This is a genomic window from Dyella sp. OK584, assembly GCF_057787755.1.
Map to the genome: position 1 here is coordinate 3566185 of NZ_CM173542.1, position 20996 is coordinate 3587180.

16 protein-coding genes and 4 tRNA genes are annotated in these 20996 nt (G+C 61.9%); 8 read left to right on the forward strand and 12 right to left on the reverse strand.

The genetic code is table 11. The annotated features are described in order from the left end of the window. Positions 1 to 59: 59 nt before the first annotated feature. The 10 genes from AC3CBN_RS16115 to AC3CBN_RS16160 form a co-directional block, all read right to left on the reverse strand. Positions 60 to 1964, reverse strand: coding sequence for a SurA N-terminal domain-containing protein (locus AC3CBN_RS16115; protein ID WP_488634007.1), 1905 nt, complete (start codon positions 1962 to 1964; stop codon positions 60 to 62). Positions 1965 to 2053: 89 nt separating this feature from the next. Continuing rightward, positions 2054 to 2130 (reverse strand) — tRNA-Asp (locus tag AC3CBN_RS16120). 9 nt (positions 2131 to 2139) lie between these two features. After that, positions 2140 to 2214 (reverse strand) — tRNA-Val (locus AC3CBN_RS16125). A gap of 20 nt (positions 2215 to 2234) precedes the next feature. Then, on the reverse strand, positions 2235 to 2507 hold the full coding sequence (locus AC3CBN_RS16130; protein WP_019465590.1) for an HU family DNA-binding protein: 273 nt from the start codon (positions 2505 to 2507) through the stop codon (positions 2235 to 2237). A 327-nt stretch (positions 2508 to 2834) separates the two neighbouring features. Further along, positions 2835 to 5342 carry an endopeptidase La gene (gene lon / locus AC3CBN_RS16135; RefSeq protein WP_488634008.1) on the reverse strand — a complete coding sequence of 836 codons (2508 nt, stop codon included), beginning with the start codon at positions 5340 to 5342 and terminating at the stop codon, positions 2835 to 2837. Between the two features lie 179 nt (positions 5343 to 5521). Beyond that, a complete protein-coding gene (gene clpX, locus AC3CBN_RS16140) occupies positions 5522 to 6817 on the reverse strand; it encodes an ATP-dependent Clp protease ATP-binding subunit ClpX (protein ID WP_488634009.1) in 1296 nt (431 codons plus the stop codon). A 106-nt stretch (positions 6818 to 6923) separates the two neighbouring features. Then, a complete protein-coding gene (clpP, locus tag AC3CBN_RS16145) occupies positions 6924 to 7553 on the reverse strand; it encodes an ATP-dependent Clp endopeptidase proteolytic subunit ClpP (protein WP_488634010.1) in 630 nt (209 codons plus the stop codon). Positions 7554 to 7590: 37 nt separating this feature from the next. Then, positions 7591 to 8883, reverse strand: a complete 1293-nt coding sequence (gene tig, locus AC3CBN_RS16150) for a trigger factor (protein WP_488634011.1) — start codon at positions 8881 to 8883, stop codon at positions 7591 to 7593. Positions 8884 to 8965: 82 nt separating this feature from the next. Beyond that, positions 8966 to 9050, reverse strand: a tRNA-Leu gene (locus AC3CBN_RS16155). Positions 9051 to 9281: 231 nt separating this feature from the next. After that, positions 9282 to 11225, reverse strand: a complete 1944-nt coding sequence (locus AC3CBN_RS16160; RefSeq protein WP_488634012.1) for an SUMF1/EgtB/PvdO family nonheme iron enzyme — start codon at positions 11223 to 11225, stop codon at positions 9282 to 9284. 105 nt (positions 11226 to 11330) lie between these two features. Between AC3CBN_RS16160 and rnd the strand changes: the two genes are divergently transcribed. From rnd to AC3CBN_RS16200, 8 genes are all read left to right on the forward strand, one after another. Beyond that, positions 11331 to 12449: a ribonuclease D gene (gene rnd / locus AC3CBN_RS16165; protein ID WP_488634013.1), complete on the forward strand. Its 1119-nt coding sequence runs from the start codon at positions 11331 to 11333 to the stop codon at positions 12447 to 12449. A gap of 63 nt (positions 12450 to 12512) precedes the next feature. Then, positions 12513 to 12588, forward strand: a tRNA-Ala gene (locus tag AC3CBN_RS16170). Between the two features lie 723 nt (positions 12589 to 13311). Beyond that, positions 13312 to 14415: an AI-2E family transporter gene (locus AC3CBN_RS16175; RefSeq protein ID WP_488634014.1), complete on the forward strand. Its 1104-nt coding sequence runs from the start codon at positions 13312 to 13314 to the stop codon at positions 14413 to 14415. A gap of 18 nt (positions 14416 to 14433) precedes the next feature. Continuing rightward, complete coding sequence (locus tag AC3CBN_RS16180; protein WP_488634015.1) at positions 14434 to 15981, forward strand: TolC family protein; 1548 nt, start codon at positions 14434 to 14436, stop codon at positions 15979 to 15981. Positions 15982 to 16058: 77 nt separating this feature from the next. Then, complete coding sequence (locus AC3CBN_RS16185) at positions 16059 to 17099, forward strand: HlyD family secretion protein (RefSeq protein ID WP_488634016.1); 1041 nt, start codon at positions 16059 to 16061, stop codon at positions 17097 to 17099. Beyond that, complete coding sequence (locus tag AC3CBN_RS16190) at positions 17099 to 18133, forward strand: DUF2955 domain-containing protein (protein ID WP_488634017.1); 1035 nt, start codon at positions 17099 to 17101, stop codon at positions 18131 to 18133. The genes AC3CBN_RS16185 and AC3CBN_RS16190 overlap by 1 nt, the downstream gene beginning before the upstream one ends. A 92-nt stretch (positions 18134 to 18225) precedes the next feature. Continuing rightward, positions 18226 to 18606 (forward strand): potassium channel family protein, encoded by a 381-nt coding sequence (locus tag AC3CBN_RS16195; RefSeq protein WP_488634018.1) that lies wholly within the window; start codon positions 18226 to 18228, stop codon positions 18604 to 18606. Between the two features lie 251 nt (positions 18607 to 18857). Continuing rightward, positions 18858 to 19496 (forward strand): DUF2076 family protein, encoded by a 639-nt coding sequence (locus AC3CBN_RS16200; protein ID WP_488634019.1) that lies wholly within the window; start codon positions 18858 to 18860, stop codon positions 19494 to 19496. 67 nt (positions 19497 to 19563) lie between these two features. On the opposite strand, the gene AC3CBN_RS16205 is transcribed toward AC3CBN_RS16200, so the two are convergent. Further along, the gene (locus AC3CBN_RS16205) at positions 19564 to 20286 is read right to left on the reverse strand and encodes a tetratricopeptide repeat protein (RefSeq protein ID WP_488634020.1); all 723 of its coding nucleotides are present in this window, start codon (positions 20284 to 20286) and stop codon (positions 19564 to 19566) included. Continuing rightward, positions 20283 to 20969 (reverse strand): Fe2+-dependent dioxygenase, encoded by a 687-nt coding sequence (locus AC3CBN_RS16210; protein ID WP_488634021.1) that lies wholly within the window; start codon positions 20967 to 20969, stop codon positions 20283 to 20285. Before AC3CBN_RS16210 ends, AC3CBN_RS16205 begins: the two co-directional genes overlap by 4 nt. Between the last annotated feature and the right edge of the window lie 27 nt (positions 20970 to 20996).

The following is a 20996-nucleotide window of genomic DNA, read 5'->3' on the forward strand; positions in this document are numbered from 1 at the left end:
AAGAAAAAGGGACGGCTTCAAAAGCCGTCCCTTCCAGGTATTTCGCTTGTCGCGCAGATTTACATGCGATCCATTGCGATCTTGATCTCGGTCTTCGCCTTCAGCGCGTCGAGGAACTCCTGCGTGGCAAGGATGCCGTAGGCCTGGGACATCTCGCCGCGCAATGCATCGCGCTGCTCGAATGTGACCTTGGACAGATCCCCGTCCTGCACCTTGTCCACCGCTACCAGTGCATAGTTGCCATCGTGCGTGGCGACGCGGGCGAACTGCGGCTTGCCGGTCGCCGGATGCGGAAGCAGGAACGCCTGCTGCAACACTTCCGGCAATACGCCCTGCAGCATGCGAATCGCATCGGGCAGCGTCTGCACGGCAGCGCCTGCCGAGGCGGCCACGGCCTGCATGTCCTCTCCCTTCTGCAAGCGGGCAAGCAAGGCGTCCGCGCTCTTCTGCGATTCGGCAGCAATGCGCTCGTCAAGAACCTTCTGACGTACCTGATCGCGCACCTCAGCGAGCGGGCGCGCTGCCGCGGGCAAATGCTTGTCCACACGAACGACAACGGCGTGATCAGAACCCAGATCTATCAAGCCGGAGTTATTGCCCTGCATGAGCACGTCATCAGAAAACGCGGCCTGGACCAGCTTGGCATTGGCGGCAAGACCTTCGCCGCCCTTGCGCGAGAACAGCCCTGAGGTTTGAATCGCCAAGCCCAGCGTCTGCGCCGCGGGCTCCAGCGACGAGGGATTCTGGTAAGTCTGGTCGGTGAGCTTGCCGGCAAGTTCGCTGTACTGACGGTCACGCTCGGTGGTCAGATAATCCTTGGCGATCTGATCATGCACTTCGGCGAACGGCTTGGCCTCACCACTGCGCACATCGCGCAACCACAGCACGTGGTAGCCCTCGTCCGACAGCACCGGCTTGGAAACCTGCCCCTTTTGCAGGGCAAAAAGCGCCGAGTCGAACGCTGGGTTGGTAACACCCTTTTCCAGCCAGCCCAGGTCACCGCCAGCGCGCTTGGAACCCAGGTCGTCCGAATCCTGCCCTGCGAGCTTGGCGAAATTGTCCGGCGTAGCTTCACCGGCAATCTTCTCGGCCTTGGCGAGCGCTGCCTTCTGCTGGTCCGGCGTGGCGTTCTTCGGCACGTTGACCAGAATGTGCGATACCAGGCGCTGCTCCGGCTGCACGAAGCGCTGCTTCTGGTCTTCGTAACGCTTCTTCAGCTCATCCTCACTCGGTTGGGCATCGATCTTGAGGTTTGCCCCGTTGACGTCGATGTACTTGAGCGAGACCTGCTCCGGACTCATGAAGTCGGCCTGGTGGTCCTTGTAGTAGGCCTCCAGCTGAGCATCGGAAACAGTGGTGTCGGTGACCGCCGGACGGGGAATGGCAAACCAGCGCAGATCGCGGCGCTGGTAGAGCAGCCCCAGGTAGCGGTCCATGTCTGCCTCGGTAACGATCGTACTAGCAATGATCGCCCGCGGCAGCAGACCCGGCTCAAGCGATGCCCGCTGGCCGCTCTCGAACATGCCTGGCGTCATGTTCTGCGCAGCGAGGATCGCGCGGTAGGTGGTCGAATCAAACTGACCATTCACCTGGAATTGCGGCGCGCCGGCGATGCGGTCACGCAACGCGAGATCGGACACCTTCATACCCAGCGCGTCGTTCGCCTGTCGGAGCAGTTGCTCGTTGATCAGCTGATCGAGAATCTGGCGCTTCGTCTCTGGTTGTTCGAAAAGCGCCGCATCGAAGCGGTCGCCCATGCGAGCCATGGCGTCTCGACGCGCATCGTTCATGCGGTCCTGGAAATCCCGTTGGGATATCTCGTGCTTGCCGACCATCGCCACGTAGGTGTCGGTCCGCGAGCTGAAATACGACTCGATACCGAAGAACGAGATAGCGAAAACGCAAATGCCCAGAATGACGATCGAAGGCCATCCGTGAAGCTTGTTACGCATTGCCTGCAGCATGGATTGTTCCCGGCTATTTCGTTGTTCGGCGCACCATTGTGCGCGGCGCTTAAATAGCAAAGGCGCCACTCGGGCGCCCTTGCGAACTGTGGCGGAGCGGACGGGACTCGAACCCGCGACCTCCGGCGTGACAGGCCAGCATTCTAACCGACTGAACTACCGCTCCGCATGTTTCTGGTGGGTGCTGTAGGGATCGAACCTACGACCCTCGCCTTGTAAGGGCGACGCTCTACCGCTGAGCTAAGCACCCGAAACTAAGCAAGTAGCCGCTTAGTTTAGGGCATCCTTGAGGGTCTTGCCAGCCTTGAACGCCGGAACCTTCGAGGCCTTGATCTTGATCGTCTCATTGGTGCGCGGGTTGCGGCCGGTACGAGCAGCGCGCTTGCGCACGGTGAAGGTGCCAAAGCCCACCACCGACACATCGTCACCCTTCTTCAGCGCCTTCTGCACGGTCTCGAAGAAAGCTTCGAGAGCACGGCCGGCGTCAGCCTTGGTGAGTTCGGCCTTTTCGGCAATGGCGTTGATCAGATCGGTTTTATTCATTGAGACACTCCCTTAAACGGTTATGCAGCCCGCGTAGTCAGTCTGGGACTGGACGACGCCATTGGATGACTGAGCATCCCGGCGCCGCCAAGCAACCCCGCATCACTGCGCATCGTGCTCGGCGTCAGGCTGCGGTGTCGCCTTTATACCAGTGGCCCCCAGGGTCCGCAATGACAAGCAATACCAAGGCTTCGCAAGGTTCAGCATGGTTCCAGAACGCTTGCAAAGTGCGCACTGAAACGCTAAGCGGATGCCACGATCACGATGTGACCCGGATATGAAAAACGGGCGATTGCCCGCCCGTTTTTCGGTGATAGCCATCACGGATCAGTGAGGTCGCGTGTACGACTCCTGGGAATCGTCCTGCGCATCGTCCAGCGGTGCCTCGACCTTCGGCTTGCTTTCGCCATCGCTCGCCTGCAGCGGCTGCAGCGGACGCTCCAGGGCGATATCGAGCACTTCGTCGATCCAGCGCACCGGATGGATGTCGAGAGAGCTGGTGATGTTGTCCGGAATATCCGCAAGATCCTTCTTGTTGTCTTCGGGAATGATGATCGTGGTGAGGCCACCGCGATGCGCCGCAAGCAGCTTCTCCTTGAGACCGCCGATCGGCAGCACCCGCCCACGCAAGGTGATCTCACCGGTCATCGCCACCTCGGAGCGCACCGGCACCTTGGTCAAGGCCGACACCAGCGCCGTGGCCATGGCAATACCCGCACTGGGACCGTCCTTGGGCGTGGCGCCTTCCGGCACGTGGATATGGATGTCGAACTTCTGGTGGAACTCCGGATCGATACCCAGGCGATCGGCACGCGCACGCACGACCGAAAGCGCCGCCTGGATGGACTCCTTCATCACGTCGCCGAGCTGCCCGGTGTTCACCAGACGCCCCTTGCCGGGGACCACCGAGGCTTCGATGCTGAGCAGCTCGCCGCCCACCTGGGTCCAGGCCAGGCCAGTGACAAGACCGACCTCATTCTGGAGCTCTTTGCGGCCAAAATCGAAGCGGCGAACACCCAGATAATGTTCCAAATTCGCAGAGTCGACCTTGATCGCCTTCTTAGCTTTGGCCGTCTTTACGGCCACAGATGCCTTCTTGGCATCGGTCTTCTTCTTGCTCACCTGGGCCAGCGTCAACTCCTTCACCACCTTGCGGCAGATCTTGGAGATCTCACGCTCGAGGTTACGCACACCCGACTCGCGGGAGTAGTAGCGCACGATGTCACGGATGGCTTCCCCATCGACGCTCAGCTCCTCCGGCTTGAGACCGTTGGCCTTCAATTGCTTGGGCAGCAGGTACTTCAGCGCGATACCCAGCTTCTCGTCTTCGGTGTAGCCCGGGATACGGATCACTTCCATACGGTCCAGCAGCGGGCCGGGGATATTGAGCGAGTTGGCGGTAGCAACCCACATCACCTCCGAGAGGTCGAAATCGACTTCGAGGTAGTGGTCGTTGAACGCGTGGTTCTGCTCCGGATCGAGCACTTCCAGCAGCGCCGACGAGGGGTCGCCGCGGAAGTCCATCGACATCTTGTCGATCTCGTCCAGCACGAATAGCGGATTCTTGGTGCCAACCTTGTTGAGGTTTTGCACGATCCGACCCGGCATCGAGCCGATATAGGTGCGTCGATGTCCGCGAATCTCGGCCTCATCACGCACGCCACCCAGGCTCATGCGGACAAATTTACGGTTGGTGGCCTTGGCGATGGACTGACCCAGCGAGGTCTTGCCCACACCCGGCGGACCGACCAGGCACAGGATCGGGCCACGCATGGTGTTCACGCGCTGCTGCACGGCAAGGTACTCAAGGATGCGCTCCTTGACCTTCTCCAGTCCGAAGTGGTCGGCGTCGAGCACTTCCTGCGCCAGTTGGAGATCCTTGCGGACCTTGCTGCGCTTCTTCCACGGCACACCGACCAGCCAGTCGAGGTAGTTGCGCACTACCGTGGCTTCGGCCGACATCGGCGACATTTGGCGCAGCTTGCCGAACTCCTGGCGCGCCTTGGCCAGCACCGGCTTGGGCATGCCGGCGGCCTCGATCTTCTTCTGCAGCTCTTCGATTTCGTTGGGGCCTTCCTCGCTTTCGCCGAGTTCCTTCTGGATGGCCTTCATCTGTTCGTTGAGGTAGTACTCGCGCTGGCTCTTTTCCATCTGCGACTTCACGCGGCCACGGATGCGCTTCTCCACCTGCTGCAAATCCATCTCGCCATCGACCAGGCCGATCAGCAGCTCAAGGCGCTGACCGACATCGGCGGTTTCCAGCACCTTCTGCTTTTCTGCCATGCGCACTGACAGGTGTGCGGCAATAGAGTCCGCAACGCGCGAGGGATCATCGATACCAGACAGCGTGGCAAGCACTTCGGGCGGCAGCTTGCGACTCTGCTTGACCAATTGCTCGAACAGCGAAACCAGAGTGCGCGACACCACGTCGAGCTCACGTTCCTTGTTGCTGTACACCGGCTCGATGATGCGCGAGGTGGCGGTAAGCATGCCGCCGTCCTCGTTGTATTTCTCGATGGAGACACGCGACTGCCCCTCGACCAGCACCTTTACAGTGCCATCGGGAAGCTTGAGCAGCTGCAACACGCCGGCCACCGTGCCGATTTCGTGCAGGTCAGCGATCGCGGGATCGTCGATGTCCGGGCTCTTCTGGGCCACCAGCAGGATCTGGCGCTCGCCCTCCATCGCGCGCTCCAGCGCACGCATGGATTTGTCACGTCCGACGAACAGCGGAATGACCATGTGAGGGTAGACCACCACGTCACGCAACGGCAGCACCGGCAGAGCGTCCAGTGCGACTCCAGTGACCTGGGGAATAGGGGCGTTCTTTGCCATCGAAGAGAATCTCTCGTGGATGAATATCGTCTTTTGCCCCGACACTGCGCCGGGGCCATCTGTACGTCAAGTGGTGGCAAACGGTCATGCACACAAGTGCATGTCAAACGACGCAAACGAAATGGCCCCGGCAGACTTGCCGAGGCCATCACGTGATCTGTGTCGCGCGAAAAATGCGATCAGGCTGCGTCGCCGCCCTCACCAGCCGCGCGCGGCTGCTTGAGATTGCCACGATAAATCAGGTAGGGCTCAGCCTGACCGTCGATCACTGCGTCGTCCACCACCACCTTGCTGACATGCTCCAGGGACGGCAGCTCGTACATAGTGTCCAACAACACCTGCTCGAGGATGGTGCGCAGGCCACGGGCGCCAGTCTTTCGCTTGAGTGCCCTGCGAGCGATCGCCTGAAGGGCTTCCGGGCGGAATTCCAGCTCCACGCCTTCCATCTCGAACAACTTCTTGAACTGCTTGGTGACGGCGTTCCGCGGCTCGGTAAGGATCTTCACCAGCGCCGGCTCATCCAATTCGTCGAGCGTGGCAACCACCGGCAGGCGACCGACAAACTCCGGAATGAGGCCATAGCGCACCAGATCCGAGGGTTCCACATCAGCCAGCAACTTGCCCAGGTTCTCCCTGCGCTCCTTGCTGCGCACCTCGGCCGAGAAGCCAATGCCCACGGTCTCGGAACGTTGCTGGATCACCTTCTCCAGACCCGCGAACGCACCGCCGCAGATAAACAGGATGTTCTTGGTGTCCACCTGCAGGAATTCCTGCTGCGGATGCTTGCGTCCGCCCTGCGGCGGCACCGAAGCCAACGTGCCTTCGATCAGTTTAAGCAATGCCTGCTGCACGCCTTCGCCCGACACGTCGCGAGTGATCGACGGGTTCTCGCTCTTGCGCGAGATTTTGTCGATTTCGTCGATATAGACGATGCCGGACTGCGCTTTGTCGACGTCGTAGTCGCACTTCTGCAGCAGCTTCTGAATGATGTTTTCCACATCCTCGCCCACGTAACCCGCTTCGGTGAGCGTGGTGGCATCGGCGATGGTGAACGGCACGTTGAGCAGGCGCGCCAGCGTCTCGGCAAGCAGCGTCTTGCCCGAACCGGTGGGACCGATCAGGAGGATGTTGGACTTGCCCAGCTCGATTTCATCGCTCTTCTGACGCGATTCCATGCGCTTGTAGTGGTTGTACACAGCCACTGCCAGCGCCTTCTTGGCGCGGGTCTGGCCGACCACGTACTGGTCGAGCGTTTCCATGATCTCGCGGGGCTTGGGCAGCTGGCTGCGCCCGGAGGCGGCCTTCTCTTCCAGCTCCTCGCGGATGATGTCATTGCACAGCTCTACGCATTCGTCGCAGATGAACACGGAAGGACCCGCGATCAGCTTGCGCACTTCATGCTGGCTCTTGCCGCAGAAGGAGCAGTAGAGAATCTTGCCGCTGTCGTTGGAACGGCCCTGCCGGTCGTCGCTCATGCCTGGATCCTGCTGATAAATCGATTGCGGTTTGAGAATAGCACAGGGTTCCGCGTCTGCAGCGAGACGCGGAACCCCTTGCAAACCTGGTACCAGGTGCCTGAAATCAGGCTGATTTCACCGTTTCGACCGCGCGACGGTCGAGGACCTGGTCGATCAGACCGTATTCCTTAGCGGCCTCGGCGCTCATGAAGCGGTCGCGCTCCATATCCCGCTCGATCTTATCCAGCGGCTGGCCGGTGTGCTCAACGTAAATATCGTTCAGGCGGCGACGCAGGTACAGGATTTCCTGGGCCTGGATCTCGATGTCGGTAGCCTGGCCGCGGGCGCCGCCCGACGGCTGGTGGATCATCACGCGCGAGTTGGGCAGCGAGTACCGCTTGCCCTTGGCGCCAGCCATCAACAGCAGCGAGGCTGCGCTGCAGGCCTGGCCGATGCACATGGTGCTGACGTCGGGCTTGACGAACTGCATGGTGTCGTAGATCGCCAGCCCGGCGGTGACGGCACCACCCGGGCTGTTGATGTACAGATGGATGTCCTTGTCCGGATTCTCGGACTCAAGGAACAGCATCTGCGCGACCAGCAGGTTGGCGACCTGATCGTTCACCTCGCCCACGAGGAAAATCACGCGCTCCTTCAGGAGGCGCGAGTAAATGTCGTACGAGCGTTCGCCGCGGGCGGTCTGCTCGACGACGATCGGTACCAGGTTGAGGTTCTGGATCTGGTCCATAGCCATGCTTATCGCTCTCCGGTTAATTGACCTGAAGGATGCCTCAGGCGCTGACCGGGCGCATCACCTCGTCGAAGCCCAGGTTCTGCACGGTGGTGCTGGCGTGATCTGCCACCCACTCTGCGACCTGATCTTCCATCACGCGGTTCTGCAGCCCAGACATCAACTGGGGATCGCGGTTGTAGAGTTCAATGACCTTCTCCGGCTCCTCGTAGGTCGAGGCAATGGCGGCCAACTGCTCGGCAACGCGCGTGCGATCGATCACGAGCGCCTGCTTACGGGCGATCTCGCCCATCAGCAGGCCCGCGATGACGCGCTTGCGCGCGATCGGCGAGGCAGCCTCGATCAGCTGCGGCGGCACTTGCTGGCCGCGGGGCACGCTGCCCTGGGCCAGGCCCTGGGCCTCGGACTGAACCATCACGTTCGGCACGTCCAGATCCGGGTAGGCATTGGCCAGCTTCTCGGCCACTTCGGACTTCAGGCGGGCCATCAGGGTGGCCTTCAGCTCGCGCTCGAGGTTGGCGCGCACTTCCTTGCGGAAATTTTCCAGGTCGCCATCGACGATGCCGAACAACTTGGCGAACTCCGCGTCCACTTCCGGGAGCTTGGGCTCCTGCACCTTGATGATCTTGAACTGGCACTTGGCGGTCTTGCCGGCCAGGCTTTCGTTACGGAAATCGGCCGGGAACTCGACGTCGGCATCGAATTCATCGTCAGCCTTGCGACCGGTGAGCACTTCGTCCAGGGCCTTGAACAGGTTGCCCGAGCCCAGCACGCTACCGGCGCGCTCCAGGCCTTCGGCCGGGAAGCGGTAGTCACCGACCTGCGCCGAATACTCGAACATCACAAAGTCGCCCTCAGCCGAGGCGCGCTCGACCGGGTCGAAGCTGCGGCGCTGGGCACGCAGGGTCTCGATCATCTTCTCGATGTCGGCGTCGGAGACTTCGGCCACCGGGCGGGCGACTTCCAGCTTGGCGACGTCGACTTCCGGGAACTCCGGCATGATCTCGAAGGTGGCGGTATAGGCAATTTCGCCGTCTTCCGGGCGACCGGTGGTATTGATCGACGGGTTGGCTATCGGGCGCAGGTTTTCCTGGGCTACGGCCTCGCGCAGCGTGCTGCCGATGAGGTCGGAGAGCACTTCGCCACGAACCTGGTCGCCAAAGCGCTGCTGGATCACCGCAGTCGGCACCTTGCCCGGACGGAAGCCCTTGAGACGCACCGTGCGCCCCATCTCGGCAATGCGTGCGCTCACCTGCGACTCGAAGCGCTCCGCGGGAAACTTCACCGTGAGCTTGCGCTCGAGCTTGCCGACGTTTTCAACCGAAACCTGCATGACGTCTCCTGGAATACCGATATAGAGCGCCCGTCAAAGGCGCTTGGCGGCCCCCGGCCGCCAGCAAAAGAACACTAAGGGATGGTGCGAAAGGAGGGACTCGAACCCTCACGGGATTAACCGCCAGAACCTAAATCTGGTGCGTCTACCAATTCCGCCACTCTCGCATCAGAACAACTATGAGGAAATATCCGTAAGTATCGGATTTACAAGGAAACAAACGGGCAAACCCGTTCTTGCACCTCGCCCCGCCACCCTCCGGACTCTCCGCCCTAAGTCGATGATTCCCTTACACGAAAGCGGGTCATTTTACGGTTCGCACCGGCAACAACACAAGCGGGAACGCGCCTTGCGCCCTCGCATCCTGGGTCCGCTGTGACCCGGCCGAACCCCGCCATTTAGAGCTCGCGCAGTACCCGGAATCCGACACGACCACTGCGCACGCTGGCATCGGCCCCCTGGCGGTAGGCCGAGCGCACCTGGTCCGGCGAACTACCCCATGACCCGCCGCGCACCACGCGCAGGCCGCAGCCTGGATTGACCCAGGCGCTACCGTCTCGAGGCGCGCGCAGGTAGCTGTCGTGCCAGCAGTCCTGCACCCACTCAGAGACATTGCCGTCGATGTCGTACAGGCCGAATGGATTGGGCGAAAAACTCATGACCGGTGCAGGCCCCCAATAACCATCGCGATAGCCGGTGAAGGCATTGCTCCAGCGCCGGCCGCTCGGAGAACGGTCGCTGCCGCCGGTGAGGTTTTCCACCTTGGAGGATGGCGCGCCGTTACCCCACCAGTGGCGGGTCGAGGTGCCGCCACGCAAGGCGTATTCGAACTCCGCTTCGCTGGCCAATCGATAGGTCTTGCCGGTGCGTTGGCTGAGCCAGTCTGCATAGGCCTTGGCGTCATTCCAGGAAATGTTGACCACCGGGAGCCGGCTATCCGCTGAGTGGCCGACATAATCGTCTTGCCAACTCGCATTGACATCGTCCCGCATGGTGCCGGTACCTTCGTCATAGATGCTGGCGCCGCCGAGCTTCACCGAGTCCGGCTGATAGCCACTGGCCCGCACGAACTCGCGAAACTGTCCTACCGTGATGGACGTGCGAGCCAGCGCGAAGCCCTTGGTCAGGGTCACGTCGTGCTGTGGTGTCTCGGCATCCGCGTGGCCTTCTTCACTATCGGGCGCGCCCATCTGGAAGCTACCTGTGGGCACAACCACCATGGAAGGCGTCTGTCCCGGCATGTCCACGAAGCGGTCGGTAAAGACCTGCCCCGGCTTGTAGCTGGCGTACAGCCTCGCATTGGTCAGACGCTCGCCAAAATCCGCCAGGCCGGCAAGATCGGAGCTGATGGCCTTGGCTTGATCGGCGAGCTGCTGGGCCAGCGTCAGGTTGCCGGCGTCGAGCGCTGAACGGGCCTGCCCCAGCAAGCCGGTGGCTCGCGTCTGTCGCATGCTGTCGACACGTGTCCGCACATCGCGCAGCGCCAGCGAGTCGGGAGAGATCTGGGTGGCCTCGGTCAGGGCCTCGTCCGCATTCTTGAAATCGTTCTGCGCCACCGCGGCGAGCGCGCGGTCGAGCACGGCGCGCTGCACTTGGGAGACACCCTGCTCCGCTACCGCGTTGCCGGGGTCCAGCTGCTGGACCTGACGATAAAGCTCGAGGGCATTGTTCCCCGCGGGCTGATCCACGTTGCCTTGTTGCAGCAAAGTTGCCGCCTTGGCCAGCAGAGGACGTGCCTGTGCCAGTGTCTTCAGCTTGACCTGCAACTGCGCCACGTCATCACCCGAGTCGGGGATGGTCTTGAGCGTACCGAGCAGGTCGCTGGCCGAATCGGCGTCGCCAACTGCCAGATTCTGGTTGATCTCGGCCACCATGCGTGCCCGCACTTCATAGAGACCCTGGGCAGCACGACGGCTGTCCGGCTTTGCCTTGAGCGCCTGCTCGTAGAGTGAAGCGGCACTGTTCTCGTCGCCCGCCAACTGGCCTGCACGCAGCGCCTTGCCGGCGCGGGTGAGCAACGCTTCGACCTCAGGCGTGTCGGCGCTCAGCTGTTGGGGCAAGTTGGCGTTCTTGTCACCAAGCCTGGCCACGATGACCTCGGTAGGCGCCAAAGTGAGCGGCGGCCCGGCATCTATTTCGGACGGCCCCGGCGCCGCCGCCACCGAAGCAGGCGCCGCTGACGAAACGGGGCCGAGGTTCATCGCCCGGCGCGATGCCAAGGTAGATGGCTCGACGTGGAACACCCGCGGAAAGAAGTGATAGACCAGCGCCAGCGCAAGCACGAACACGCCAACGGACCCACCGAAGGTGCGTTGTCGACGTACGGTTTCCTTGCTGGGCATGTTGGGCGTCCTTGGGCGGCCTGCTATGGTGCACGACTTAACCTTAGGCACAAACCGATGTCAGGACAATGCGCGACTGCGCGTTCCGCATCGCCAGGAAGACACATGCATCCACACTCATCCCTGGCGCCCGACGCCATATGGATCGATCACCGTGACACCTTGCAAGAGTGGCTGGCCGCCTTACCTGGCGACGCCGCGCTGGGCTTCGATACCGAATTCATGCGGCGCAATACGTTTTATCCACAGCTGGCACTGATCCAGTTGGGATGGAACGAACGCTACGCGCTGGTTGACCCGCTGGCCTTCGAGATCGACGATGCGCTGCGCCCGCTGATTGGCGATGGCGACGCGGTGACCGTGATGCACAGCGCGAGCGAGGATCTCGAAGCACTGTCGGCCTTTCTGCCGCACGGCCCGCACCACCTGTTTGACACACAGATTGCCGCCGCCTTCGTCGGCATGGGATTGGGCATCAGCTACCGGGCGCTGGTGGCAGAGCTGGCGGGCGCCGACCTGGACAAGGGCGAGACACGTTCCGATTGGTTGCAGCGTCCCCTGACCGAATCGCAGCGCAGCTATGCAACCCTGGACGTCGTTTATCTCAAGTCCGTCCACGAACAGCTCGCCGAACGCCTCGCGCAAAAAGACCGCACAGCCTGGCACACCGAAGACTGCGAACGACTCAAGCAACGCGCCTGTTATCGCGAAGGCGACCCTCAGCCCCAGCGCACGTTCCGCAGCGCGTCTGAGTGGCAGCCGGAACAACGCGCCCTGCTTCGCCGCATCCTGCTCTGGCGTGATCACACCGCACGTACGCTTGACCGCCCTCGCCCCTGGCTGCTCGAGGACGCGCTAGTGATGAGCCTGGCGCAGAAGCCACCTGCCTCCGCCAGTGAACTGGAGCAGCGCACACGCGGCCAGCGCGCGCTCCGTTCGCCAGAGCGCGGCGAACTGCTGGCGATGCTTGGCCGGCCTGTGGATGCCACGGAAGTGGCGGACACCGCGTCCATTCTCGAATCCCCGCAAGGCGAAGCCAAGAAGGCCCTGACTGCGATGAAGGTTCGCGTTGACGCGCGCGCCACGGAACTCGACCTGCCCCCCGGGCTCCTGTGTCCGCGCAAGGCGCTGGAAGAATATGTGGTGACAGCGCAATGGCCCGAGTTTCTGGAGGGCTGGCGCCGTCAGGTGCTGCACGACGACCTGAGCCGGTTATTGCCCTGAGCGAACACCTGGCCGGGGGCTTGGCGAAAACAGAACCACGCTGGTAACATTCTTGGCTCGTGTGGGGCGGTAGCTCAGCTGGGAGAGCGTCGCGTTCGCAATGCGAAGGTCGGGAGTTCGATCCTCCTCCGCTCCACCACTTCAATATCCCGGTGTATTCCGATACATCCTGAAAGACCGCGCTACGGCGCGGTTTTTTTTGCGCTGCCCTTGGGGTTTCCCGCGAGCCCGTCACGTTGCCAAGATGGTCGCGCAAGATGTCGCGATGAAGAAGGCGAAATCGCGCTATCTCGGTTACTGTTTTCCCGCCGCGATCATCCGTTGCGCGGTGCGTTGGCATTTTCGCTCTTAGCTCAGCTTGCGCGACCGACTCGGTAACGTGACAGAGTCCTCGTCACTCGTGCAGACATCCTCGATTGCCGGAAACCATGACTCCGAGTTGTCTACGACAAGGATGGCCGAGCCGCCCAACCCATTTGTAGTTCCTGGTGCCGCGAGTGCAGTGCAACGGAACGTCGCTAGGTAAATCTACTTACGACTCACAGGTTGGCGACTCTTGGTCTGCGTTAGACGATCATTGTCCTGGGGAAAGCGCATGCACTGCAGGGGAAAAGCCCAGTGCAGCAGCCATACAATCGATGCAGGTATTCCATCGCCATTGCCTTGGCCTGAAAACGACGCTCGCTCCGAGTACCTATTTCAATCTTGGCGAATGATCCACTGCAACTCAGGCTTTCACGGCAAACACACTGATTGACGGACCATCATGGCAGCGTGTTCCCGGTGCCGTCCGGAGCCAGTCAGCTGAAATGCTTGGCTTATTGCTCGGATATCTCTGCAGCAACGTGCAAGGAGATCATCGATGCTATCTACGCCGCTGTCCGAAAAGGCGCTTTCCCGAGGCATGCTCGATGTTCTGATTCGAGCGGGACTGATCGCCGTTCTGACCCTGTTCTGCTTCCGAATCTTTTACCCGTTCGGCAGCCTGCTCGTGTGGTCCCTGATTCTGGCGATCACACTTTATCCGCTGCACTTAAGGCTCCGAAAAAGACTGGGCAACAAGAACGGTCTTACCGCCACACTGATTGTTCTTATCGCGCTCATCATCATCACGGTGCCCACGTATCTGTTGGGCGTCGCGCTGGCTGATTCGATAGAACACGCGATGGAGGTCGCCAAGAGTGGCAACATCCGCATTCCGCCGCCAGCCGAATCGGTAGCGGGCTGGCCGCTGGTGGGTGGACGGGTATACGCGTTCTGGCTTCAGGCATCCACCGACCTGACCGGTTTGCTCCAGAAGTTCGCACCACAACTCAAGGGCATCGGTGCTGCCTTGCTTGGAGCCGCTACCAGCGTCGGCACAGGGCTCCTGATATTCATTTTTGCGCTGATCATCTCGGGCATCTTCATGGCTTACGGTGAGGAAGCGAAACGCAGCGCCTTGCTCATTGCCTTGCGAATCTTTGGTCCAGAAAGCGGCCCGAAGGTCACCGAGTTGTGCGCCGCCACCATCCGCGCGGTCGCCCAGGGCGTGGTCGGCATTGCGTTCATCCAGATGCTGCTCGTTGGCGTCGCCTTCGTGCTCAAAGGCGTCCCAGGCGCGGGTCTGCTGGCCCTCGCTGTGTTGCTGCTCGGCATCATGCAATTGCCAGCCACACTGATCACCATCCCGGTGATCATCTTCGTATTCGCTACCGAAGGCTTCACCGGCGCCGCCATCGTGTTCGCCATCTATGTGTTTATTGCGGGGTTGGCCGACAACGTGCTCAAGCCGCTACTGCTGGGGCGTGGAGTCGACGTACCGATGCCGGTGGTGCTGATCGGCGCATTGGGCGGCATGGTGACCGGAGGCGTGATTGGACTTTTCATTGGCCCGGTCGTGCTCGCCGTCGGTTATCAACTGTTCTGGCGTTGGGTCGAGGACCAGCCGCAAGCCGAACCGCCGGTCGAGCCGAAGCAGCCCTGATGCTGCCGGACGCCCGCCATGTCGCGCTTCCCTGGTTCGAACCGACTGCTGCTGACCGGCTTGGTCTGCCTCGGTGGTTGCGCGAGCGTGGGCCCGGACTTCCATCCGCAGCATGAGGATTGGGCCGACCACTGGAGCAGTGCGGCGATCGAGCAGGCCACTTCGCAGCAATCGCAACCCGATGCAAGCCAGTGGTGGAAGGTTTTCGCTGATCAGAACCTCGAGCGCCTGATCAGCGAAGCCGATGCCCACAACACCGATCTGAAGGTCGCCGGCCTGCGTGTGCTTGAGGCGCGCGCTCAACTGGGCATCGCGTTGAGCGGTCGCTACCCGCAAGTGCAGCAGGTTGGCGCCGATGCCGCGTACACGAAAACGAAGAACCACCGCGAACCAACGCCCAGTATTCCCGGCTCCTGGAAGTACGGCGCGGGATTCAACATCGGTTGGGAACTGGACTTCTGGGGTCGCTTCAGGCGCGCGATCGAGTCGGCGGATGCCGCGTATTTCGCCTCGCAGGCCAACCATGATGCCGTCCTGATCCTGCTGCATGCACAGGTCGCCGACACCTACTTCACGATGCGCACGGCCGAGGCACGCCTGGGCATTGCGCGCGAGAACGCCGAACTTCAAAAACGCAGCTTCGAGATCACGGAGCACTTGTTCAAAGGCGGGGAAACCGACGAACTGGATTTCCAGCAAGCCAAGACGCAATACCTGAGCACGCTGAGCAGCATCCCCGATTTCGAAAGCCAGATCGTGCTGGCGCGCCATGCGTTGTCTGTGCTCATCGGTCGCCCGCCCGGACCGCTGCCGGAGCTGGACGAACAGCCAGGCAAGGAAGGATTCATTCCGCTGGTCAATCGCGCGGCGCTGCAGGATGTACCGGCCAACCTGCTGCTTCGTCGCCCCGACGTGCGCGCCGCCGAGCTGCAGATGGCATCCCAATCGGCACTCATCGGCGTCGCCAAGGCCGATCTGTATCCGTCCGTGACCTTGCTGGGCACGCTTGCATGGAGCGCCAGCTCGCTCGTGGGATCGCCCAGCACGCTCGCCCTCGCCGCCGGCCCCAGTGTCACGTGGAACGTGTTCGACCACGGCAGGATCATCAACAACGTGCGAGTACAGGACGCCCGCCTGCAACAACTGGTCGTCACCTACCAAGGCACCGTGCGCGAAGCGGCACGCGAGGCCGACGATGCCGCCACCGGACTGATCTCGGCATTGCAGCGCGACGGCATCCTGCGTGATGCGGAATTGGCCGCTCGCCGCTCGCTGACGCTCGCCAACACGGTCTACCGCGAAGGTTATTCGGACTTCCAACGCGTGCTCGATGCACAGCGTGCGCTTTCCTCCGAGCAGGACGCCTACATCGTCAACCGCAGCAATGCCGTCGGCAGCCTGGTGGCGCTGTACAAGGCACTCGGCGGTGGCTGGTACACGGAACAGCCGCCCATCGATCCGGCCACACGTCAGCAGATGCAGCAACGCACCGACTGGGGCGACCTGTTCGACGAACCGAACACCCCGTCAGCCGCGACCTTGCCACCTGAAGGCCCGTCCCGATGAGCGATACGCCATCGCCCTCCCCCGCCACGCCATCGCCACCGCCTGAAGCCGAACCGTCTGGCAAGGGCGTGAGATGGGTGCTCATCCTGATTGGCGTGAGCCTTGTCTGGTACTTGCTGGCCGACCGCTTCACGCCCTACACGCAGCAGGCGCGGGTGCAGGCCTTCGTCATACCGGTGGCAGGGGAAGTTGCCGGCAGGGTGACTCGCGTCCTCGTGCACAACAACCAGGAGGTCAAGGCCGGAGATGTCCTCTTCGAGGTGGACACGGAGCAATACCGGATCGCTCTTGTCCGTGCACGCGCCGACTTCGAATCGACGCGCCGCCAGATCGGCGCCAGCACGGCCGGCATCGATTCAGCCCAAGGGTCACTGCGCGCCGCCAACGCAAACGAGGTCAAGGCACGCCAGGATAGCGATCGTCTTGAAAGGCTTTACCGTGAGGATCAGGGCACCGTCTCGTTGCGCCGCCTGGAAGTCGCACGCGCAACACACGAACAGGCGATCAGCCAGGTGAGCGCCGCGCGCGCCGAGGTCGAGCGCGCGAAGGAACAGCAAGGAGGCGGCGAAACGGAGAACGCGCAGTTGCGCAGTGCCGCCGCGGCGGTCGAGAAAGCACAATTGGACGTTGCCAATACGAAGGTGCGTGCACGCTCGGCCGGGTTGATCACCGATCTGCGCACCGAAGTTGGTCAATACGCCGCCGCTGGCAATCCGGTCATGACGCTCATCTCGAACCAGGATGTATGGGTGAGTGCAGACATGACCGAAAACAACCTTGGCCATCTCCAGCCCGGCACACCGGTCTCCATTGCGCTGGACTCGCGGCCCGGCGAACTTTTCAAAGGCCGGGTGCGCAGCATCGGATACGGCGTCAGCGCCGGCCAGAGCACACCGCCTGGCAGCTTGCCCACCGTGCAGAACAGCCGCGACTGGCTGCGCCCGGCCCAACGTTTCCCCGTGATCGTGGAATTTGCGCCGGGAGAATCCGTGCCGACTCGCGACGTCCGTGTCGGCGGGCAAGCCGAGGTGATGGCATTTCCGAGTCAGGGCAACCCGCTCAACCCGCTGGGTCGGGTGTTTCTGCGTGTGATGAGCTGGCTTTCGTATCTCTATTGATGACGACAGCATCCAGCCAACGTCAACTTCTTGGTCGGCGCGCGCTGCGCCTTGCCTTCGGCACGGCAAGTGCTCTTGCACTCAGTTTCGCGATGGACCTGCCCATTCCCATCGTGGCGCCCGTGTTTGCCGTGTTTCTTCTTGCGTCGATGCCTCGGCCGCTGACGCTCAAGGCCGCACTCGGGTTAGCTCTGGTGGTGGCATCGACGACGATCAGCGGACTGCTGCTTGTGCTTCCGCTTCGCTATTACCCGATGACTGGCGTACTGCTGGTCGGTCTGTGCCTGTACCTGGCTTTTCGCTACGGCCTGCGCGGAGGCAACAATCTGGTGTCGACCTTCCTGGTGGTTGGCCTCACCATGATTGCCGCTGCCGGTACGGCCGATCTTCAATTGGCCATGACGGTGGTGGGCGCGTTGATCAAGGGACTCCTGCTGGCTGTCGGTGTATTGGCCTTCGGTCACTGGTTGATTCCCGAGCCAGCCAGTGCTCCCAAAGCACCCGCTGCCCGGGCACTGTCAAACGAAGAAGCTGTGCGTCTGGCACTGCGCGCCACCCTCGTCGTATTGCCGGCTTTTCTGCTCGCGCTGGCCGACCCTGCGAGCTACATGCCGATCATCATGAAGTCGGTGAGTCTCGGCAGGCAAAGCTGCACGACGTCCGCGCGCGGCGCCGCACGCGAGTTGCTGGGCTCCACGCTGCTCGGCGGCCTGCTCGCGATCCTGTTCTGGTTCGCACTCAAATGGTTTGTGCATCTATGGATGTTCTTCCTGTGGATGCTGCTGTTCGGGTTGTTGGTGGCGCGCAAGCTTTATGCCCTCAACCCAACCCGATACACACCCAGCTTCTGGCTCAACAGCCTTGTCACTCTCATCATTTTGCTGGGCCAGTCTGTCCAGGACAGCGCGGCAGGAAAGGATGTCTACACCGCATTCGCCGTACGCATGGGGCTCTTCCTTGCCGTCACCTTGTATGCCTGCCTGATGATCCAACTGCTCGATGCACGGCCTCGCTTGCGGTTTGGAACAACCTAGAAGCCGGCGACATTGCGCATGGCCGCCCCCACTTTGTTCAGAGCGTTACCACGTTCGCCAGGCAGGCAATTCACTATCGAGAGGCTTTCACCATGGGAATGATCGACAGAGCCACAAGACACCACCTGAAGGCCAGCGACGTGCTCTCGGAGTTCACCGAAACACTGTGGTACCTGCGTGCGATCATGTTCGGCCAGCTCCTGTTATTCGCTCTTCTGACTGCCGCGATGTACTACTTCGGCGGCCCGGTCGAAACGTCGGATCGATCCGCTTCGCCGCTGGGTGAAACTATCTACTACTGCGCCATCACAGCGCTCACCATTGGTTATGGCGACGTCGTGCCCACCACGCCCTTTGGCCGGATCGATGCGCTGCTGCTCGGCCTGCTTGGTCTACTGATGACGGGACTGATCATCGCTGCCGCAGTGCGGGGGGTGCAGGAAGCTACGCGCAGGGCCAGGATTTCGGACTAGCCCGCCGAACGACGTCGACCACTTCAGCGTGCCGGTACCACACGCTGTCTCTACATATCTTGCTTGAGGCATCGACGTGTCCACCACCCATCGAATTTTCGAAGGATTCTGCGAACTGGCTGACTGCGAGGAAAACGGGTATCGCTTCACCCTTGATGTCACACGCATAGGGCACACTTCTGGCACTGCACGCCTTGAAAAGCGGCCGCCACATTGGGCGTCATTCGCAGTACCACGGAGATGCGCACGTCATGACACCGCAGGAACAACAGCTACTCGAAGATTTTCTCCAGCGCCTGGTCGCCGCAGGTAGCGTGACGAAGGATCCGCAAGCGGACGTCTTGATGCGCCAGCGTCTGGCCGGACAACCCGACGCGCTTTACCTGCTGGTACAGCGCAGCCTGTTGCAACAGCAGGCACTCGACGGCGCCAAGGCGCAGATCGCGCAGTTGCAGGCACAGCTCGCTTCGCAACAAGGTGGCGGCAGTTTCCTGGGCGGGCAGCAGCCCGCGTGGGGTGCCGCACCGCCGCCCTACCCTCCGCAACCGCAAGCACAGCCGACCGCGGCACCGGGCTGGCGTGAGCGCTTGTTTGGCGGCGCGCCGGCTCAACCACCGGCAGCACCCAGCTTCCTGTCGCAAGCGGCGACGACGGCAGCGGGCGTGGCCGGTGGCATGTTTCTGTTCGAGGGCATCGAGAACATGCTCGGCGGCCATCATGGTGGTGGCTTCCTCGGCGGCGGTGGCGGCCAACCCTCGGTGATCGAGAACGTTACCGAAAATAACTACTACGACCACGACAACAGTTCACGCGGCAACGACCAGGATTTCGCTTCAAACGATTTCGACGACAACAACGACAGCGGCTTCGACGACAGCAGCTGGTCCTGACGAAACGGCCCGCACATGCGTCATGCGCGTGTGCGGGCGATGCGCCTATAGCGCACGCCTTTGCTGACTATGGATCAGCGGCCTCGACTGCAACAGCTCGCAGTTCGGCATGACATGACTGACGCAAGTCGTTGCGCAGTGCTGCCGCGAAATAGGCAGGCGCCGAATCAATGGCGGAACGCAGCAGCGCACAGGCTTCCTCGATGCGGCCCTGCTCGGTGAGCACCGAGGCCCAACTGCACTGGCCGCGATAATCACCCTTCTCAGCCGAGCGACGATACAGCTCGTGTGCCGTGGCTACGTCCGGCGCGGTTTCCCACCCGTGCTCGTAGTACTGCCCGAGGAAATGCATGGCGCGGGCATGTCCCGCCTCAGCAGCGCGGCCGAACCAATGGAATGCTTCGGCACGGTTCGCTGCCAGTCCGCGTCCATTGGCCAGTACGTGGGCAAAGTTGTACATGCCCCAATCCGAACCGTGCTCCGCCGCTTCCCGATACCAAACCGCGGCCAGCTCGTAGTTGACCGGCACGCCCCAGCCGTTCTCGTGGATGCGACCCAACATGTTCATCGCCATCGACTCGCCCTGGTGCGCGGCATGCTGGAACCAATACAACGCTTCCGCCGCATCGCGTTCACAACCGATGCCTTCCAGGAAGGTCTGCCCCACCGCCAGTTGCGATGCGCAGTCGCCGACCAGCGCCTGCGCAAGCAAGGACGCGTGCGCCCTGGCCGGCGCCGTTCTCAGCAGATGAGCGAGTTCATCCGTGCGCGCGGCCTGACTATGGCTCATGTCACGGACCAGGTGCGCAACAGGTTGTGATAGATGCCCGTCAGTCGAAGCACGTCAGGATGATGTGCGTTGGCCTGAGTCAGACTCTGGATGGACACATCCAGCTCCAGCAACAGCCGACGCTGTTGTTCGTCGCGCACCAGGCTCTGGATCCAGAAGAACGATGCCAGCCGCTGGCCGCGCGTAACGGGCTCGACGCGATGCAGACTGCTGGCGGGATACAGGATCATGTCGCCCGCAGCGAGCTTGACCGTATGCGTACCGAACGTGTCCTCGATGACCAGGCCACCGCCGTCGTAATCGTCTGGGTTATTGAGAAACAGAGTGGCCGACAGGTCGGTGCGGATCGGCGTGCCGGCCCCGTTACGGTGGTCGTAGCGGATGGCATTGTCCACGTGGAAACCGAACGACTGGCCGCCTCGATAGCAGTTGAACAGCGGTGGAAAGATATGGCGCGGCAGGGCCCCGGAAAAGAACGTGGTGTTGCGAGCCAGTGCGTCCAGCACCAGCGCCGCCAGTTCTCGTGCTTCCAGCGAATCCTCTGGAAGCTGCAGGTTGTCTTTGGCCATGGCCGATTGATGGCCAGCCGTGATTCGCCCATCCGCCCAGGGCGCCTCCTGGAGGCGCTGCTGGCACTGCATCAACTCATCGGCCGTAAGGACTTCAGGCACGTGAAGCAACATGGTGTTTCCTTTGCTGTGCAGGCTGGC

Coding starts and splice junctions, on each gene's coding strand:
- AC3CBN_RS16130 (WP_019465590.1), bottom strand. CDS start 2,507: ATGAATAAAACCGATCTGATCAACGCCATTGCCGAAAAGGCCGAACTC.
- lon (WP_488634008.1), bottom strand. CDS start 5,342: ATGGCAAAGAACGCCCCTATTCCCCAGGTCACTGGAGTCGCACTGGAC.
- AC3CBN_RS16175 (WP_488634014.1), top strand. CDS start 13,312: ATGCTATCTACGCCGCTGTCCGAAAAGGCGCTTTCCCGAGGCATGCTC.
- clpX (WP_488634009.1), bottom strand. CDS start 6,817: ATGAGCGACGACCGGCAGGGCCGTTCCAACGACAGCGGCAAGATTCTC.
- AC3CBN_RS16195 (WP_488634018.1), top strand. CDS start 18,226: ATGGGAATGATCGACAGAGCCACAAGACACCACCTGAAGGCCAGCGAC.
- AC3CBN_RS16205 (WP_488634020.1), bottom strand. CDS start 20,286: ATGAGCCATAGTCAGGCCGCGCGCACGGATGAACTCGCTCATCTGCTG.
- AC3CBN_RS16210 (WP_488634021.1), bottom strand. CDS start 20,969: ATGTTGCTTCACGTGCCTGAAGTCCTTACGGCCGATGAGTTGATGCAG.
- clpP (WP_488634010.1), bottom strand. CDS start 7,553: ATGGCTATGGACCAGATCCAGAACCTCAACCTGGTACCGATCGTCGTC.
- AC3CBN_RS16180 (WP_488634015.1), top strand. CDS start 14,434: ATGTCGCGCTTCCCTGGTTCGAACCGACTGCTGCTGACCGGCTTGGTC.
- AC3CBN_RS16190 (WP_488634017.1), top strand. CDS start 17,099: ATGACGACAGCATCCAGCCAACGTCAACTTCTTGGTCGGCGCGCGCTG.
- tig (WP_488634011.1), bottom strand. CDS start 8,883: ATGCAGGTTTCGGTTGAAAACGTCGGCAAGCTCGAGCGCAAGCTCACG.
- AC3CBN_RS16160 (WP_488634012.1), bottom strand. CDS start 11,225: ATGCCCAGCAAGGAAACCGTACGTCGACAACGCACCTTCGGTGGGTCC.
- AC3CBN_RS16115 (WP_488634007.1), bottom strand. CDS start 1,964: ATGCTGCAGGCAATGCGTAACAAGCTTCACGGATGGCCTTCGATCGTC.
- AC3CBN_RS16200 (WP_488634019.1), top strand. CDS start 18,858: ATGACACCGCAGGAACAACAGCTACTCGAAGATTTTCTCCAGCGCCTG.
- rnd (WP_488634013.1), top strand. CDS start 11,331: ATGCATCCACACTCATCCCTGGCGCCCGACGCCATATGGATCGATCAC.